The 15,520-nt window shown below is 60.1% G+C and carries 7 protein-coding genes; 5 read left to right on the top strand and 2 right to left on the bottom strand.

Annotated elements, in window-relative coordinates; translation table 11 throughout:
- Positions 1-266: 266 nt before the first annotated feature.
- Positions 267-1,073 carry a segregation and condensation protein A gene (locus DSM3645_RS00120; RefSeq protein WP_002649916.1) on the top strand — a complete coding sequence of 269 codons (807 nt, stop codon included), beginning with the start codon at positions 267-269 and terminating at the stop codon, positions 1,071-1,073.
- A 67-nt stretch (positions 1,074-1,140) separates the two neighbouring features.
- Here the strand turns inward: DSM3645_RS00120 and mnmA are convergent, their stop codons facing one another.
- Complete coding sequence (gene mnmA, locus DSM3645_RS00125; protein ID WP_040351419.1) at positions 1,141-2,253, bottom strand: tRNA 2-thiouridine(34) synthase MnmA; 1,113 nt, start codon at positions 2,251-2,253, stop codon at positions 1,141-1,143.
- Between the two features lie 250 nt (positions 2,254-2,503).
- Between mnmA and DSM3645_RS00130 the strand changes: the two genes are divergently transcribed.
- The 3 genes from DSM3645_RS00130 to DSM3645_RS00140 all read left to right on the top strand — a co-directional run bounded on the left by DSM3645_RS00130 (position 2,504) and on the right by DSM3645_RS00140 (position 11,433).
- Entirely contained in the window at positions 2,504-3,277 is a 774-nt protein-coding gene (locus tag DSM3645_RS00130) for a 4'-phosphopantetheinyl transferase family protein (RefSeq protein ID WP_237564725.1), read from the top strand.
- A gap of 31 nt (positions 3,278-3,308) precedes the next feature.
- A complete protein-coding gene (locus DSM3645_RS00135; RefSeq protein WP_002649919.1) occupies positions 3,309-3,578 on the top strand; it encodes an acyl carrier protein in 270 nt (89 codons plus the stop codon).
- A 166-nt stretch (positions 3,579-3,744) separates the two neighbouring features.
- The gene (locus tag DSM3645_RS00140; protein ID WP_002649920.1) at positions 3,745-11,433 is read left to right on the top strand and encodes a type I polyketide synthase; all 7,689 of its coding nucleotides are present in this window, start codon (positions 3,745-3,747) and stop codon (positions 11,431-11,433) included.
- A gap of 773 nt (positions 11,434-12,206) precedes the next feature.
- Here the strand turns inward: DSM3645_RS00140 and DSM3645_RS00145 are convergent.
- Entirely contained in the window at positions 12,207-14,408 is a 2,202-nt protein-coding gene (locus DSM3645_RS00145; RefSeq protein WP_040351420.1) for a penicillin acylase family protein, read from the bottom strand.
- A 179-nt stretch (positions 14,409-14,587) separates the two neighbouring features.
- Between DSM3645_RS00145 and DSM3645_RS00150 the strand changes: the two genes are divergently transcribed.
- Complete coding sequence (locus DSM3645_RS00150) at positions 14,588-15,520, top strand: carbohydrate ABC transporter permease (RefSeq protein ID WP_002649924.1); 933 nt, start codon at positions 14,588-14,590, stop codon at positions 15,518-15,520.

Consider the following 15,520-nt stretch of genomic DNA (forward strand, 5'->3'; position numbering starts at 1 on the left):
AGTGACAAAACGAGGCCAAATCGATCTCCCCTTGCGGGACGAAATAGGCGAAAAGAGAGCCTGGGCGCATGCCGTCGGCGAATGTTCGCAAAGTTCCAGCCCGCGAAAATTCAGCCCCGCCAGCCCCTGTCCTGCTACCGCAAAGGTTGGGCAAACCCGAATATAGAGAGAGCCCTGATGACTCCCTAGGGTTTCTGCTTTAGTTTTTGATGAAGATTCCGCGTCTATTTCGCGCTCCCACCAGACACCGCAGGAAGAAATTCAAGATGAAATTCAAGGTCGATATCGACGTCTACCGCGGGCCGCTCGACCTGCTGCTGTATCTGGTGCGCAAACATGAGATCGATATCCGCGACATCCCAATCGCGATGGTCACCGAGCAATATGTCATCTATCTCGACATCTTGCAGCATCTAGACGTCGACGCGGCCGCCGACTTTTTGGAGATGGCCAGCACGCTGGTCGAGATCAAATCGAAGCTGCTGTTGCCTGGGGTCGACGCGGACGAAGAACTGATTGAAGATCCGCGCGAACAACTGGTCGAACGCCTGCTGGAATACAAACGATTTAAAGACGCCGCCGGCCTGCTGGATGATCAAGGTCGCGCCTGGAACCGCCGTTTTGCGCGCCTTTCCGACGATCTGCCGCCGCGGCGAATTGACCCAGCTCAACAGCCGATCCATGAGGTCGAGTTGTGGGACCTGGTCAGCGCGCTGTCGCGCATCGTGCGCGACAACAAAATTGTACAGCCGACCAGCATCGTCTATGACGACACTCCGATCCGCGTCTATATGGAACGCATCCATCAGCGGATTGTCACCGAAGATAACGTCTCGTTCACTTCGATGTTCGAAGGCCAGGTTCACAAGATCGTCATCATCGGCCTCTTCTTAGCAGTGCTGGAGCTTGTGCGACACTGCGGCGTCATCGCCCAACAACCAGAGCCGCACGGCGAAATCTATCTCACCGCCGGCCCGCACTTCTCGACCGAATTTACGTTGACCGAAGTCGACGATTATTCGGCGGCGCCGGCGGCCGACGAAGCAAGCGAGCAGCCGCCCGCAGAGTCGTAGCGCCGTAGCATACGCATCACGCGACATGCGCCAGCCGAATTGTCATGCGTTGAACGCGTGGACGGCGTTATTCGATCCAGCCGCCCCCGAGCACCTGATCGCCGTCGTAGCAAACGACCGCCTGACCGGGCGCGACGCCGCGGCGCGGCTCATCAAAGGTCACGGCGATCCGACCGTCGGGCAAATGCTCTACAGTCGCCGGCGCGTCATCGCTGTTGTAGCGAATCTGGGCGCGGCAACGGAGCGGGCCCGCCGGCAGATCGACCAACCAGTTGCAATCGCGCGCGGTCAATTCGGTACGGCCAAGCTCCTCTTTCTCGCCGATCACCACTTGGTTTGTCTCGGCGTCAATTCGCACGACAAATCGTGGTTCGCCCAGCGCGACGCCCAATCCCTTGCGCTGGCCGATGGTGTACTTCTCGATGCCGTCATGCGTGCCGACCACTTCGCCGGCGGTGGTGACAATCTCGCCGGCGGTTTGCAGATCGGCGCGGCGCGACTTGATGAACTCGTCATGTTTCCCCGACGTGACAAAGCAGATCTCTTGGCTATCTTTCTTGTCCGCTACGCGCATCCCGATCTGACCAGCGAGCTCACGAATGCGTGATTTTTCAAACTGTCCGACCGGCAACAACATTCGTCGCAAATATTCGCGTCCGATTCCAAACAGCACATAAGTTTGATCTTTGCCCGAATCAACGCCGCGCACCAACCGAGGGAGAGCGTCCGTCTGATCGGTGATCAAGCGGGCGTAATGTCCCGTTGCGACATACTCGGCTCCGACGCTATCCGCATAGTCAAACAGCTTGCCGAACTTAATCCAGTTGTTGCACATCACACACGGATTGGGGGTTCGTCCCGCGACATACTCGTCGACGAAGTAGTCGATAATTTGCCCAAATTCTCGCTGGAGATTGAGCGCGTAGAAGGGAATTTGGAGATTATCGGCGACTCGACGAGCATCAGCGGCGTCGCTGGCGCTGCAGCAACCTTGCTTGTGATCGGGGCGATCATTCAGGATCGGCAGCGCCGATTGGCCATCAATTTGGCAGCTAGCAACGGGTGATTGTTCGCCGTGGCGCATAAAAACGCCGATGACCTCATGCCCCTCTTCTAGGAGGAGGTGCGCGGCGACGCTGCTATCGACGCCCCCTGACATAGCTAGTACAACTCGCGCCATCTGCCCGAAAACTCCACAAAAACCCCGCAAACCACCAACAATACCAGCACCGCCGCGTATTATGTGGGAACGTTTGAATTATACAGAGTATTCCGAATGATGCGGCAGATCACAGCAAGCCGATAACCCTCCCGTCGAGATCGTCTTTGACCGATTTTTCTAGAAGAGCGCAATCCTCCACATGGCGGCCGCCCCACTCCTTGCCGCTGGTCGGACTTGTGCGATCACGACACTTAACCCCCTAGCGAAAATGATACGTCTTCCGGAAGCCCGGGGCTCGCGCCTCGCACCATTGACCGGCATTTCAGCCGACGCGCTGCATCTATGGAGCATTCCGCTTCACACGAGCAAGTCGCAAGTGGCGCAGCTGCGCGAAGTGCTTTCAGCTAGCGAGCGCGAGAAAGCGGAAAGCTTCCTGTTGGACGCTCAGACCCAACGCTACATCGTTTGCCGCGGCGCCGTTCGCCAAATTGTGGCCGGCTATCTGGAGATGGCCCCCAAGCAATTGTCGCTGGTGAACGGAAAGTTCGGAAAGCCGCAACTCGAACATCAAGATTCGCTCTGGTTCAACATCACCCATTCGGGCGACCTGGCCGTCTTGGCGATCTCGACAATCGGCGAAGTCGGGGTCGACATCGAGCAGATCCGCCCGATTCGCGGCCTATCGCGGATGGTCGATCGTTGCTTGGCCCCCGGCGAACGTCCCGACGTGCTGCGTCTGCCGGCCGCCGAGAAGGATCGCCAGTTTCTCCGTTACTGGACGCATAAAGAAGCTTATTTGAAAACGTTTGGGGTCGGAATTCGCCGCCCGTTGGAAAAGCTCGAGATCGACCTGACTGCGCCGCCGTCACGTCGGATCATGAACCATTTCGGCCATTTCCCGGACGAATTGGCCGCATCAGTCACCGAATTTTGCCCGGCCGAGGGCTTTGTCGGCGCGATTTCGGTCTGTGGTTCGCTTCCCGCCGACATTGCCGCCCAAGCGTGGGTTGGTGGTCGCTTTCGAGCGCAACGTGTAGGATAAATCGATTACGTAACGACGTGAGAGGACCTACATGACAAGCGACAAATCGGCCACTGGCGCAACTGCCACGGCGGAAGAGATCCAAGAGTGGATGGTCGCCTATCTTGCCCGCGAGCTGGATACGGCGCCACAGTCGATCGATGTGACGGCGCCATTTGAGACGTTCGCGCTCGATTCCGCATCGGCGATCGGAATGACGGGGGATTTAGAACAATGGCTCGGACGCCGCATCGATCCAACCGTCGTCTACGATTATCCGACGATCGAAGAATTCTCGGAATATCTGGCCGACCAGCGTTAAACGCAAATCTAGCAGCTTGCTAGGCCAACAATGGAAGCGGCGCAGGTCAATTAGCGCTTTATCGCTACAATGACCACAAGGCTTGCGCCGCTTGCTTTGCCGATTCCACCCAGGACGCGTCTTCACGGCCGTCATTCACAAGCCACGTCGTAGATAGATTACCGCGATGCATCCATCTCACTCGCCGATCGCCGTGGTCGGCGTCGGTTGCCGATTTCCCGGCGCGGCTGATATCGCCGCCTATTGGGAACTCCTTGCCGGCGGCGTCGACGCAATTCGCGAAACGCCCCGCGATCGCTGGGATGTTGACGCGCTGTACAGCTCGGAGCCAGCTACGCCGGGTAAAACCAGCACGCGTTGGGGCGGCTTTCTCGACGAGGTCGCCGACTTCGATCCCGCCTTCTTCGGGATCTCGGGCCGCGAAGCCGAGAAAATGGATCCGCAGCAGCGCCTGCTGTTAGAGGTCGCTTGGGAATCGCTCGAGCAAGCCGGCATTCCGGTAGACTCGCTCGCCGATTCGGCGACCGGCGTCTTTATCGGTATTAGCAACAGCGACTATCAGCGGCTCATGTTTCGCGGGCTCGAGTCGCTGACCGCCTACAGCGCGACCGGCACCAGTCTCTCGATCGCCGCCAATCGGATTAGCTATTTGTTCAATCTGCGCGGACCGAGCGTCGCGATTGACACCGCTTGCAGTTCGTCGCTGGTCGCCGTCCACTTGGCCTGTCAAAGCCTGCGTAGCGGCGAGTCAAATCTCGCGTTGGCCGGCGGCGTCAACATGATGCTGACGCCCGAGGGAACAATCACCTTTTCGCAGGCCCGGATGATGGCGCCTGACGGACGTTGCAAAACGTTTGACGCCAAAGCGGATGGCTACGTCCGCGGCGAAGGTTGCGGCATGGTCGTCTTGAAACGACTCGAAGACGCCGAGCGCGACGGTGATCGCGTCTTAGCGGTCGTCCGCGGATCGGCCGTCAATCAAGATGGTCTGACCAACGGGCTCACCGCGCCCAACGGCCCCTCGCAACAAGACGTGCTGCGCGCCGCGCTGGCCGATGCGCAGCTCGATCCGCATGATGTGGAATACATCGAAGCGCACGGCACCGGTACGTCGTTGGGCGACCCGATCGAAGTCCGTTCGCTCAAGAGCGTGTTGGCCGTTGATCGCCCCGCGAGCAAGCCGCTGCGGATCGCTTCGGTCAAAACCAACATCGGCCACCTTGAGTCGGCCGCCGGCGTCGCTGGATTGGTGAAGTGCATCTTGGCGCTGACGCATCAGCAGATTCCGCCGCACTTGCACTTCCATGAGCTCAATCCCTACATCGATCTCACCGACGCGCCGATCGAAATCCCGCTTTCCCCCACCGCTTGGAATTCTCCCGCCGGAAGTCGCATCGCAGGCGTCAGCGCCTTTGGCTTCGGCGGAACCAATTGCCATGTGATCGTCGGCGACTACGCTGGCCAGTCTAGCAAAGAGTCATTCACCGATCTCCAGCGTCCGCAGCATGTGGTGACCCTGTCGGCCGCCAGCGCGATCGGACTGGCCGAAGTGGCCACGCAATACGCAGATCTTTTGGTCGAGCAGACTGATCTTGATATCGCCGACTTCGCGTACTCGGTCAATGTGGGCCGCTCGAAGCTGGAAGTTCGTCGCGGACTGGTCGTCGATTCACGCGAAGCGGCGCTTAAGCAACTGCACAAGCTCGCGCAAACGGCGCCGACCCAAGAGAACGGCGCCAAACGCCGCAAGCTGAAGACCGCCTTCCTGTTTACCGGCCAAGGCTCGCAGTACTTCGGCATGAGCCGCACGCTGTACGAGACGCAGCCAATCTATCGCGCGACGCTCGACCGCTGCGCAGCGATTCTGGCCCCGTATGACGTGCCGCTCTTAGAAATCTTGTTTGGCGCCGACGCCGATTCGGTCAACCAAACCGCCTACACGCAACCGGCGCTGTTCGCGGTCGAGTATGCGTTGTTCGAGCTGTGGAAGTCGTGGGGCGTTGAGCCTGACATGGTGATCGGCCATAGCGTCGGCGAATATGTCGCCGCGTGTGCCGCTCGCGTTTTTTCACTTGAAGATGGGCTAAAGCTGATCGCGCTGCGCGGCAAGCTGATGAACTCGCTACCGGCCGGCGGCGGCATGGTCGCGATCGCCGCAGGTCCAGCGATCGTCGATCCGCTGGTCGCCGCTGGAGCCGACAAGCTCTCGGTCGCCGCTTACAACAGCCCGCAACAAACGGTCATTTCCGGAGAATTAGCAGCTCTCGAAACTGTGATCGCCGCCTGCGAAAAGCAAGGAGTTCGCGCGACTCGCTTGACGGTCTCGCATGCGTTTCATTCGCCGCTGATGGATCCGATTCTCGACGAGTTTGAAAAGACGGTTGGTCAAATCGACCTTCATCCGGCGGCGATTCCGCTGGCCGCCAACCTGACCGGCGCATGGGCCGGTGATGAGATCATGACGCCCCAGTATTGGCGACGTCATCTGCGCGAAGCGGTTCGCTTTGGCGACGGCATGGCGCTGCTCGGCAAGAAGGGCGCCAAGGTCTTTGTCGAGATCGGTCCCAACCCGATCCTGACCGGACTAGGCCGCGCGACGCTCGACAACAAAGATCTCAACTGGCTCCCGTCGCTGCGCGCCAAACGCGACGAGTGGCAAACCCTGCTTGGTTCGCTCGCCCAACTGTTTGAGTTGGGCGGCAAAATCAACTGGCAAGGCTTTGAAGCCGGCTATGCGCGAACCAAGCGAGAACTGCCGACCTATCCGTTTCAGCGAACCCGGTTTTGGGCGCCGGACAACATGTCGGCCGCGACCGACGGCGGAGCCTATCAAAGCACCGCGGCCACGCCGATCGTCGGCGGACACCCGCTGCTGGGCGTGCTGCACCCGACTGCGCTAGACGAAAAGCTGTACGAGTCGACCCTTTCGGCGTCGCGCCCCGCCTACTTGCGTGATCATCAACTATTTGGACAACCGGTCTTCCCCGCGACCGGCTACATCGAAATCGCGCTGGCCGCCGGCCGCGAACATTTCGCCGCCGCCAACGTCGCGATCGAAGGGCTAAACATCCATCAACCGCTCGTCCTCGACGAGTCGCTTCGTAGCGTGCAAACGCTCATCTCGCCCGGCGACGCCGTCTGCGACTTCCGCATTCTCAGCTGCGAAACCTCCGGCGAAACGAACGCCGTTTGGAAGCTGCACGCGTCAGGCAAGCTCGCCCTGACCGACGCCGCGCCGATTGAACTGAAGCTGCAAGACGTTTACTACAAGATGGAAGGGGAAGTCGACGTCGAGCCGTTCTACGCCGCCTGCCGCGCCAGCGGTCTCGATTACGGCCGCGCCTTCCGCGGCGTCAAAAAGCTGGGGACCGGCGGCGATGATGCGCTGGCCGAAGTGGCGCTCGCCGCGCAGCAAAAGAGCGAAGCGTCGCACTATGTGTTGCATCCGGCGCTGCTCGACGCCTGCTTGCAGACGGTGGGCGCACTGGTCGCCGATCAAGTCGACGCCGACGCGACATTCGTACCGATCGGCGCCGAAGCGGTTCGTACGTTCGCGGCCCACTCGCCGGCCCATGTGATCTGCCACAGCCAGATCACCGAGCGCAAGAGCGGGCGCTCGCCGCAAGTGGTCGCCGATGTCATTTTGGCCAGCGAAGAGGGAGAACAACTCGCCGAGATCCGCGGCCTCCGTTTGATGCGCGTCTCGCGGAAAGACTTGCAACAACGTCTGCATCACCATGTCGACAACTGGCTGTACGAAGTAATCTGGCGCGAAACGCCGCGGATTGGTTCGCCGCTCTCGGTCGACGAGACGCAACAGCCGGTTTGGCTGGTCTGGACCGAAGATGCAAACAGCGAGCTCGCCGCATCACTACGGAAAGAACTAACCGATCGCAAACAACGGTGCGTGATCTGCTCGCCTGGCAAAAAGCTGAAAGTCACGGCCGACGCCGCCGTCGTGCACCCCGGCGACGCCGCTCAGTTTGAAGAGTTGCTGGCGAAACTGAATCTATCGGCCGATGCGCCCCTCCGCGGAGTGGTCATTCTGGCCGACTCACTTGCCGCCGCCGACTCGAAATCGCTGGTCGCCGCCGACCTCTCAACGATGCAAGCGGCGCTTCATCTGACCCAATCGCTGCTGAAGCTTGACGAGCAAACGCCGCAGCTGACGATCGTCACTAGCGGCGCACAGCAAGTCGCCGCTGACAACGGCGTAGCGCAACCGTTGGCCGCATCGCTGTGGGGCATGGCCCGCGTCATCGCGGCCGAAGCGCCCAAGCTTGCCTGCACGCGCGTCGATCTGGATCCCCACGGCGGCGAGAACGGAGCCAAGCTGTTTGGCGAACTCTGGGTTCCCGATAAAGAGGTCGAGATCGTCCTGCGCGGCGACAAACGCTACTCGTCACGGCTTGTTTCGGCCGCCGACGCGCAGCGCGGACAACTCGCGATTCCCTATTCGCCCTATCGCTTGGGTCTGCAAAAGTTTGGCCTGATCGATCAGCTGACGCTTCGCGAAGTCACGCTCACCGACCCCGCTGAAACCGAAGTCGAAATCGCCGTCAGCGCCGCCGGGCTCAACTTCCGTGACGTGCTGCGTGCCCTCGGCATGCTGCAAGAGTACGAAAAAGAGATCGGCATCCTCAGCGAAGCGGACGTCACGTTCGGCTTTGAATGCTCAGGCGTCGTGACCCGCGTCGGCGCCAAGGTCAAGTCGCATAAGCCTGGCGACACCGTCATCGCCCTGGCGACCGCGAGCATGGCGAGCCATCTGACGATCGATCAAAACTACGTCGCGCCGCGTCCCAACGGCATGTCCGACGAGGAAGCCGCCACGCTGCCGCTAGCTTATCTAACCGCCTACTTCGGCCTAGTAAAGCTCGCCAAGTTGAAAAAGGGAGACCGCGTGTTGATTCATGCGGCTGCCGGCGGCGTCGGACAAGCGGCCGTCGCCATCGCTCAAGCAGCCGGGGCCGAAATCTTCGCGACCGCGAGTCGCGGCAAGTGGGATTTCCTCCGTTCGCTCGGCGTCGAGCATATCTACGATTCGCGCACGACCAGCTTCGCCGACAAGCTCTCCGCCGATACCAAAGGGAGCGGCGTGGATGTGGTGCTGAACAGCTTGAACCAAGATTTCATCCAGAAAAGCGTCGACGTCTTGGCGCCGAAAGGTCGCTTCGTCGAAATCGGCAAGATCGGCATCTGGACGCCGGAAGAGTTCGCCGCAGTTCGCCCGAGCGCAAAATACTTCCCGTTCGATCTCGGCCAGGAAGAACGCAATGCGCCCGGCTTGATCGCGAAGATGCTGAAAGAGCTGGCGCCGCAGTTCGAATCCGGTGCGCTCCGTCCCCTGCCGATGGACGTCTTCCCGGTGGAGAAATCGGTTGAAGCGTTCCGGCACATGCAGCAAGCCAAGCATCGCGGCAAGGTCGTGATCGACATGGCTCGCCCGCTCGGCGAAACGTCGCTGATCCGCGAAAGCGGAACCTACCTGATCACCGGCGGCCTCGGCGCGCTGGGACTGGAAGTCGCCGGTTGGCTGGTCAGTCGCGGCGCCCGGCAGTTGGCGCTAGCCAGTCGTAGCGGCCAGCCCAACGAAGCGGCGTCCGCCCGAATCGCCGCCTGGCGAGCCGAAGGCGTAACCATCGACTGCGTCGCGCTCGACGTCGCGGCTCGTCACAGCGTTACGCAAACGATCGCCCAACTGAATAAGCAAAACCCGCTGGTCGGCGTGATTCACGCCGCAGGCGTCTTGGATGACGCGACGCTCGCGCAGCAATCCTGGGAGCGGTTCGAGACCGTTCTGTCGGCCAAGGTCGACGGCGCGTGGAACCTGCATCTCGCAACGGCCGACTTGCCGCTAGAGATGTTCCTGACCTTCTCGTCGCTCGCGGCGGTGATCGGTTCGCCTGGCCAGTCAAACTATGCGGCGGCGAACGCGTTTTTGGATGGGCTGGCCAAGTATCGCCGCGGTTTGGGCCTGGCCGGACTCAGCATCAACTGGGGCCCTTGGTCTGGCGGCGGCATGGCGGCCGATCAAGACCACACGAAGTGGGCCAAGCTGGGCGTCGGCGTCATCTCGCCGCCGGAAGGTCTGTTTGCGCTGGAGCAAATCGTCAGCGATCGCTTGAGCAGTAATGTCGGCGTTTTTCCGATCGACTGGAGCAAGTTCCTCAAACAGTTCTCGCGCAACAAGCATCCACGGTTGCTCGATCAGTTGGCGACGCTGCATCGCCGCGAAGCGGTCGCCGCGGCCGGCGCCGTCGCAGGCGGACTCAAAGGGCAACTCGCCGCCGCCAACGAGGACAAACGCGCTCGCCTGGTCGGTGACTTTGTCGCCGAAGCGGTGGGCAAAACGCTCGGCGTCGCCGCCGCGCAGTTGGATCGCAGCAAACCGCTGGCCGACATGGGTCTCGACTCGCTGATGGGGATCGAGCTGAAGAACGGCTTGGAGACCGAGCTGGACATCGAGATTCCGCTCGATAGTTTTTCGGCCGAGACGACGGTCCACAGTCTCGCAACCGCCGTGCAAACCATCCTCGGCGTTGAAGGAGACGCTGCGTCCGCTGACGGGTCAACCGAGGCCGCCGCGCCGCAAGTCAAAGCCCAACAAAAACGTTCGATCGACGAGATCGGCCCCGGTGACTTTGACGTGCGTGAGTTCCCCGAGATTCGCGAGTTGGAAGCGCGACTGGAAACCTTTGCCCGCAATGGAGTCGAGAATCCTTACTTCGACGTCCACGAGAGCGTGACCAAAGACACGACCATGATCAACGGTCGTGAGATGATCAACTTCTCTAGCTACAACTACATCGGCAGCAGCGGCGCTCCCGCTGTCGACGCGGCGGCCAAAGCGGCGATCGATCAGTTTGGCACCAGCGTTTCGGCCAGTCGCGTCGTGAGCGGTGAGAAAACGATCCATGGTGAGTTGGAAAGCGGCATCGCCAAGTTCCTGGGGGTCGAAGATTCGGTCGTGTTCGTCGGGGGGCACTCGACCAACGAGACGACGATCGGCCATCTGATGAACCCCGGCGATCTGATCCTGCATGACGAACTGTCGCACAACAGCTTGATCCAAGGGTGCATCCTGTCAGGCGCCCAGCGACGTTCGTTCCGCCACAACGACCACGAAGCGGCCGAACGGATGCTGGCCGAATCGCGCGGCAACTTTCGCCGCGTGCTGATCGTGGTCGAAGGGGTCTATAGCATGGACGGCGATTACCCCGATCTGCCGAAGTTCATCGAGCTGAAAGAAAAATACAAAGCGATGCTCTTTGTCGACGAGGCCCACTCGATCGGCACGATGGGCAAAACGGGACGCGGCATCTGCGAACATTTTGATGTCGATCCCAATCGCGTCGACATGCTGATGGCGACCCTCAGCAAAACGTTTGGCAGCTGCGGCGGCTACATCGCCGGACGCAAGCAGTTGGTGCAGTACCTGAAGTACACCGCGCCAGGCTTCGTCTTCAGCGTCGGCATTCCGCCGGCCAATGCGGCCGCCGCGCTCGCGTCGCTCGAGCGATTAGAAGCGCATCCCGAGATCGTCGCCCAGTGCGCCGCAAACTCGGCTCTCTTCCTGAAACTGGCGAAAGAAAAGGGGCTGAACACCGGCCTCGGCCGCAACACGCCGGTCGTACCGGTAATCACCGGCAACTCAATGCGGGCCCTCAAATTGTCGCGCAATCTGCATGCCCGCGGCATCAACGTGGCGCCGATCCTTTATCCGGCCGTTGAGGAAAAAGCGACCCGCTTACGATTCTTCATCACGTCCGAGCACAAAGAAAAGCAAATCCGCGAAACGGTCGACGCAACCGCGGAAGAACTGGCCAAGCTGGAAGCGGCGGAAGGCAAATAGCTCACATTCGTCGTCAAATCGTAGCCTGATCCTGGGGGATACGACACGCCAACAACGGCTGACGGGATCAAAATACTGCGCAGCGCTTGCCCTCTCACTTGCAGCAATTCTCTCTCGCAACGACTAGCGGCGAAGCGCAGTCAACAAAGTTCATTCTTGGCGTATCTCGCCCTACTTGCCCCAAAATTGCCTCTTTACAAAGCGCACGGAATCATGGTCGATTGCCGTGCGGCGAGCAGGAAGTTAGAGTTCCCGCCCCGCTCGCCTGGCTCCGCGGATTTTGGAGAATTTGCATCGCGAAAATCACGAAGCGGTCCGGTCCAGTCCAATCCGATTTGCCACCGGGCATTGCGCCGAAAAAAAACGCGCGGTCCAGTCCACATTGTGAAACGATTCACAAACACCGCATCCCGAATATCGAGTGAAGAGCCAGGGACCATAAAGGGCTGTTTACTCGGAATAGAGGCCGTATTTCCGTCGCCCATCCCTTTTTGAAGTTGCGCGCTAGACAATGAAAAAACGTCATGATCCAGTCCACTCGGTCGCTCAGAAAAAAAACGTCGCCGTCCAGTCCACATTGTGAAACCAGTCACGAAGTTCGAATCTCCAAGCAAGCACGAAGCGCCAGCGGCTCGATGGCGTGCGGCATTCGTGATAGAGGCCGCATTTCTCTCGCTTGCGCTTCGAGCTACCCAAAAAATGCGACGGTCCAGTCCACTTGGCCGTTCAGAAAAAAAACGCGGCGGTCCGGTCCGCTCGGGCATCATGCTCAATTAGACATTCTCTTCCCAACTCAGTCGTTTGTAATGCCCATCAAACCAGCGCGGGACGTCGCTTTTGTAGTAGGCCGAGAAGCGGCTTTCGCTCGGTCCGCCGGGCAAGTTGCTCCACGCTTCGCTGGTCGCCATGTCGGCGACAAAGTGATAACTGGGAGCGAAGGTCGACGAGCGTTTGGCGGTCTGCAGGACGTGCCCTTGGAAGATCGTCGCGAAGTTGCCCGGCATCGGGTAAGGGCGACTCTCAAATCCAAGCAAACGCCCGCCGCTGATGCCGCCGAAGAAGCGATCGGTAAAGTAAAAATTATTGACGTCGGACCAAGGCTTGTCCGCTTCGAGCGAAAGCTTTTCGGCCGCCGCGCGAATCAGATCTCCCTTGTTCCGCCCCTTCCACCAAAGCGAATCCTCCTTTTTCAAGATTCGATCGACGGCGGCGATCACCATGCTCGAAAAGCCGACCCGCGTCGCGACGTACAACACGCGCCGGCGCCCGAGTCCCTCGGCATGACCGAAGATTTCCAGCAGCGTATTGCGATAGAGCCGCTGAAACAGGACCGCTTCGTGACTATCCGGCGTGTAGTCAAGATTCCAGTTTTCCAGCCGGTGCACCACATTTTTATCGGCGACATGCGGCAGCAAATAGGGCAACAAGTCGCGCGCCTGAAGACTGATATAGTCGTACTGCAAGGCCTGCATTTCTTCGACGGTTACTTCGTCGGCGTAATTCAGCTGTTCGACGATCCGGCGTTTGCGATAGTCAGGCAGCGTCTGACTCGTGACGCGCACTCCGTCGACGACCGGCTGTTCTTCGTTGGCGGTCGCGACAAATCCGCATTCAGGATTGTAGATGCTCGGCAGATATTCAGGCGGCAAAAAGCCATCCCAGTGGTTCACCTCGTCCCAGGCGGCCAACGGCGCCAGTCCGGTAGCGCCGCTGCGGCGAACCGGAAAGCGGCCGTTCCCCTGCATGCCGATGTTTCCTTCGATATCGGCGAATACCCAACACAACGTCGGCTGCGGACATTGCTCGGCGACTTCCATCCCCGACGCGACGTCGGGCGCAGCGATCACGTCGAGCCAGGCCCCAATCGCGGCGCCGCTGCCGGGCGAAGTGCCTGTCCAGTTGAGTGAGAATTGATAGCCATCGGCGGCTGGATCGGCCTCGAGCGTCCCTTGCGGATTTTCGAGGACCATCAGCGTTTCGCTTTCGCCCCCTTTGCGGCCGATCTCTTCCTGACGGATTTGAAAATCATGCCACTTTTTTTCACCGCGGCGATATTGCCATTGGCCGGTCGGCGCCTGGCGACAGTCTTCGACAAAGATGTCGATCGTGTCCCCTTTCATGTAGGTCACGCCCCACGACAGCTTCGACGTGCGTCCAACCGCGACCAGCGGGCAACCAGGCAGCGTCGCCCCCATCACGTAGTCATCGTCCCAGCGCAAGACCGCTTCGTACCAGATTGCCGGCAAGCGATTGATCTCGAGATGGGGATCCGAACAAAGGATCGCGCCGCCCGACGCGGTTCGCGAAGGCGCGACGGCCCACGCGTTGCTGCCGGCCAACCGGGGAAGGTCGGCCAGCACTTCGAGCGCCTCATCCGACATCCGCGGCATCGACGCAACCTGGCGAATCAAATCAAAATCAACATGATCCAAGCGGTCTGCAAACATCTCGCGCAGCGCCGCTTCGCTGGCGCCCGACTGGATCAGTTCGACGACGATCCGCTCGTTCTCCAACTGGCTGACGGCCAGTCCGCCAAAGCTGAGCAAATTGCCGATCAACAGCACGCTGACTGGATCCCACGGCTCCGACTCAAACCCGGTCGCCCACATCGGCCACGACTGTCCCACCGCGTTGGCGCCGTCGTTGACGCCGGCGCAATAGTGGGCGACTTGCTCGCGAATATGATTCCGCAGCAGACCGACTTCGCGCGGATGATTGCGATGCAGCCCCATCCGTCGAAAAAAACGATCCGTTTCGCGCAGTTCTTCCTTGTCGGCGATCAATTCCGCCGCGCGACCGGCCGAAACTGCCCGAGCGAACATGATTTGCGTGATGCGGTCGGTCGCGTGCATATAGCCGAGACCATAGAGCGCATCGTGACGCGAATCGGCGAAAACATGCGGAACTCCGGCTTCGTCTCGCGCAATGCGTAACGTTCGCTGGCAGTTAGGCGTCGAAAGAGGAGTTAATGTCATCGCTGGCGCGGTTGGATCAGGATTGATAGGGTGGATTCGTGTTATCGACCGCCTAACGTGTCCCAGCTGACCGCCAGCGGCGGTACAATCGTTTGCCAGTAGGGGCCCGCAACCGAAATCTCGGTTCGACTACTGCTTTTGTTCGGCACACTTCCTTTGTTAGCCAACGGTGAGGCGGCGTGAGTTCGACGCGAAATCGGATCGCAGGTTACGCCTTCGCTAGCCCCTGGCTGGGCGGATTGGTGCTGTTATACCTGTTTCCGTTCGCCGCGTCTTTGTACTGGAGCTTTTGTCGGTACGATCTGATCAATCCGCCGCAGTGGATCGGGGGCGAAAATTACACTCGCCTAGCGGACGAAATCGCCACCGGAACCGGGTTTGGCCAGGCGCTGGCCAATACCGCCTATTACGCCGCTGTCGGCGTCCCGCTCTCGATTCTGCTCGGCATCACCCTGGCGGTGCTGCTGTCGCTGCCGGTGAGGGGGCAAGCGATTTTTCGGACGCTCTTCTTCCTGCCGTCGGTCATTCCGGTGGTGGCCGCCAGTATTTTGTGGATGTGGCTGCTCGATCCCAAAGAGGGAATCGTCAACTATGGGCTGGCGAGCATCGGGCTGGGAACGCCTGGTTGGCTGCAATCGTCAGGCGACATGTTTTCGACCTTCTGGCGCACCGGTACGTTTGCGCCGGGATCGAAAGACGCGCTGGTGCTGATGAGCCTGTGGGGAGTCGGCAATTTTATGGTGATCTATCTGGCGGCGCTGGGTGACGTGCCGAAGTCGCTGTACGAAGCGGCTCAGTTAGACGGCGCTGGCGCCATGCGGCGGTTCTTGCATATCACGCTGCCGATGCTGACGCCGATCATCTTTTTCAACCTGGTGATGGGACTGATTCAATCGGTGCAGGCCTTCACGCAGATCTACATTGTCAGCGAAGGGCGCGGCTCGCCGGCCGGATCAACGATGATGATCAGCTTGCAGCTGTTCTTAAGCGCGTTTCAACATTTGGATATGGGTTACGCATCGGCGGTCGCGTGGTTGTTGTTTGTCCTCTTGCTGGTAGCGACGCTCTTGCTGTTTCGGACGTCGCGCCGCTGGGTTTATTACGGAGGATAA

The sequence above is a fragment of the Blastopirellula marina DSM 3645 genome (genome assembly GCF_000153105.1).
In the GTDB taxonomy this organism is placed as follows: domain Bacteria; phylum Planctomycetota; class Planctomycetia; order Pirellulales; family Pirellulaceae; genus Blastopirellula; species Blastopirellula marina.